The 3,259-nt window shown below is 65.8% G+C and carries 4 protein-coding genes; 2 read left to right on the top strand and 2 right to left on the bottom strand.

All coding sequences use genetic code 11. The features are described 5' to 3' along the window. A partial coding sequence (locus AC1D2K_RS32520; RefSeq protein ID WP_478094287.1) for a PoNe immunity protein domain-containing protein occupies nucleotides 1-392 on the top strand: 392 nt, incomplete at its 5' end. A 72-nt stretch (nucleotides 393-464) separates the two neighbouring features. Here the strand turns inward: AC1D2K_RS32520 and AC1D2K_RS32515 are convergent. Together AC1D2K_RS32515 and AC1D2K_RS32510 are read right to left on the bottom strand one after the other, a co-directional pair. Beyond that, on the bottom strand, nucleotides 465-1,283 hold the full coding sequence (locus AC1D2K_RS32515; protein ID WP_478094285.1) for a hypothetical protein: 819 nt from the start codon (nucleotides 1,281-1,283) through the stop codon (nucleotides 465-467). Between the two features lie 320 nt (nucleotides 1,284-1,603). Continuing rightward, nucleotides 1,604-2,185: a BPSL1445 family SYLF domain-containing lipoprotein gene (locus tag AC1D2K_RS32510; RefSeq protein WP_478094283.1), complete on the bottom strand. Its 582-nt coding sequence runs from the start codon at nucleotides 2,183-2,185 to the stop codon at nucleotides 1,604-1,606. A gap of 530 nt (nucleotides 2,186-2,715) precedes the next feature. Between AC1D2K_RS32510 and AC1D2K_RS32505 the strand changes: the two genes are divergently transcribed. Further along, nucleotides 2,716-3,259, top strand: a 544-nt coding sequence (locus tag AC1D2K_RS32505) for a chemotaxis protein CheB (RefSeq protein WP_478094282.1), incomplete at its 3' end; no start/stop codon positions are given.

Below are 3,259 nucleotides of genomic sequence, written 5' to 3'. Positions count from 1 at the left end.
TTGGTACGCAACTGTGCTTCATGAAGCCCTATGCGCGACTGCTCAAAGCCGTCGATGCGCCAGCGGACCAGCAGGCGGTCAAATTGCGCGAATTCGTCGATCACTGGTACGAAGAAATGGCGACCATCGGCAAATCCGGCCGCGCGAAGCAAGCAGTGCCCTATGCCCATCCGTACTGGCACAAACTGGGCAACGACAACTTCGAAGGTGGCGCGTACTTCGGGCGCTGGTGCGTCGAGGCGGTTGCCGCGGTGAAGGCCTTTGGCATGGATGACAGTCTGTGCCTCGGGCATCCGCACTATCCGGGCGATCTTTTGCGCCCTAACGGGCCGGGCACGCATCCTCCGAGGGCATCGCGCCTTCCGGCATGGATTGCCAAATTGCTGCGTTGAATTTGCGGCGCGGATGACTGCGGGAAAATTCAAACCCGTCGCGGAGTTTGATGCCCTGCTCAAGCCGGCCCCTCATGCAAGCGGCGTGGCGGCGGTCCACAAGTCCAGGTACGCGACCGCCTTCTCCTTCTCGATCGCCGCGCCGCTTCGTTCGATCGACGCCGGCGATTTCTTCGCGAAGTCCGCGATCGACTGAGACAGGTTCCAGACCTCCGTGCGGTCGATCAGCAGCAGGCGATCGTGCAGTGACTTGCCGCGTGCGAGGCGGACTTCGAGCGGGCGAGCGGATTTGTACTGCGCCTGCCAGCGACTGGCCGCCGGCGCGAGGCTGGCCTTGGTCCCGGCGCGATCGCCCAGGATGAGGATGTGCACGCCTTCCTGCGCGGCGATGGCGATGTCCGTCAGCGCGGTGGCGTTCACGTAGGGATCGACGATCAGGACCTCGCGCCGGGCCGCACGCACGACTTTCGCCAGCTCGGCGAACACGTCGAAGGGCGAGCGCGTGGCGATGAATGCGCCACGTGGTGCTTCGCCCGCAGAAGCTGCAGCGGGCGGCAAGCCGCGATCGAGCACGGCGGCGAGGCGCCGCCCTGGCGGGACGCGGAAGAGGCCGCGCCGTGGGGCCAACGGCCGGTGGCCGTTCGAGCCGGCCGCGTCGTGCGCGGCACGGTGCGCCGGCTCATCGCCGACGTTCACGATGACCTGCACCGGTCCGCCGTGGATGGAAATGGCGATGCAGGGGGAGTCACTATCATTCGAGGTAGCCATGATGTGCGGTTTCCTTTGCGGGTTGCACGTTGTGGTTAGAGCCTCGTTGGTGTTGCTGCACCTTCGGGGCTCGCCTTTTTGCTCAGAGCGAAGCCCTGAGCGACCTTGCGCGTGGCCGAACACAGGAAGCGGTCGGCACATGCAGCAACCGGCCATTTCACCGCGGTGCGGCGCTTGCGCGAACCCCGGCGGTTCGGAAACTGCCGGGGGAAATGTCTGGGGTTGAGGTTTTGCCTGCGGGCCCGTGCCGGGCCCGGAACCGTACGAAGGACGGGCCCGGCGCGGCTTTCGCTACAGGGACGAAATCAGTCTTCCCAGGCTCGACAGGGCCTGCTCGCTGCGCGCATCCCGGGGGCGGCCGTCCGACCGCCTCGGCAAGGGTGGCCTGGCGGGCCCGCCAGCACGACTCGTGGAGTCCCGGGACCCCACGAGTCGCGCTCAGTTCAAAGTTGAATCCGATCGATCTTCGCGCCTTGCAGCGATATACCGGCTTCCAGCCCGACGTTGGTGAGCACGAAACCCACCACAGGCTGCTGAGCAGTGTTGGTGTCGATGTTTCCGTTGGCGCCGATGGTTGCGAGCGCCACCGTGGCATCCGCGCCGACAGTCCAACCCTGGCTGCTGCGGAACTTATCCAGTGCTTGCTGCGTGGTGAACAGGTAGATGACCGCCTTCGACTGCGCGCCCGCCTGGAAACCGAGCGACCCCGCGGTGGTGCTGTAGTAAGCCTCGGTGCGTCCGCCCACGCGGAGCACACCTCGACCGTATTGAGCGCCGACAACGAAGCTCGCGTCGACCACGGCCGGAAACACCAGCACACCCCTGGATTTGGCCACCAACTCGCGCGAGCCCGCAACATTGGTGTAGAGCTTCGCGAGCGTCTCATTGACCTGGGCATCGATCGACGCACGCGAAGACGTGCTGCTCGCGCTCTCGCCCTTCATGGTCGTCGTGCAACCGACGAAAGCGAGGCCCGCCACCGCAACGGCGGCGGCACGCATGGCTGTTGTGAAGTAGGGGTACATGGCGGCTCCTTCGTGGCTATGCTTCTGGCGCTGGCCTGACGATGCGAGCCATGCGCCTTCGCCAATGATAGGCAGGCCAAAGTGCCTCCAAGTCCACTGTGGAAGCGCACCTACACGGATTCGCGGCATCGGCGAAGTCGTTTGTGAGATTGCCCACGACCCGACCGGGCGCGTCTTTTTTCATGAAGGACGACGCCGCCGCCTACACGCGTACAGCCCAAAGTCTGATGGCACGAATGCGCCATCCGCTGCATACCTTCAAGGCCAGTCATCCCCGCCCTGTCCGCTGGGACGGGCCAGTCGTTGGGCAGCAGCCTCGCCCTGGCTCCGCGACAGCGGCCCGCGCCCTTGTCTGACAGATTGTTGCAACGGTCAGGCGTAGCGTTCCAGGCTTTCGACCTCATCAGAAGGAGGATCGCCATGAAATCCGAGCAGGCAGAGATGGGTAAGAGGGGTAAGAGCGAGAGCGCCGGCGACGCCGCGCCTCCTCGCGTGGACCGAATGGACGACGTCCTGCGGCGAGGTCGACCGTGAACCCGCGGCGCGACCTGGTCGTGATCGGCGCGGTCGAAGGGGAACTGCCGACCTTGTCGACACTCCTGAATTCGCTGCCGACCATTTTCCACGCGGCCATCCTCGTGGCGCTGCGCACCCATTCGCAGAGTGTCCAGACACTGGTCCGCATCATGGATGGCTATTCGTCCATGCCGGTGAGCTATGCGTGCGAAGGTCGCTTCGCCCGGGTCGGCCATGTCTATCTGCCGCCGGCGGGCATGGGCCTCGTCATCCGGCCGGAGGGCGTGATGGGGCTGGACGAGCGGGACACGACGTCGACGGGCATGCGCCCCATCGACCGCCTTTTCAGCTCTGCTGCCGCGACCTGCGGCCAGCGTGTGATCGGGGTACTGCTCGCAGGCAGCGAGGGCGAGGGCTCGCTGGGCATGAGCGCGATCCAGGAGGCCGACGGCGTGGCGGTCGTGCAGGATGGGGCCGAGGCTGCGGCGCCCGTGTGCCCGCTGCACGCGATGAACCACCAACGTCCGCACAGCGTCGTGCCGCTGACCGGGATTGCAC

The sequence above is a fragment of the Variovorax sp. P1_H12_2 genome, assembly GCF_056405335.1.
The sequence above is the reverse complement of the archived record's forward strand: the minus strand, read 5'-3'. Positions and strand labels throughout refer to the sequence as shown.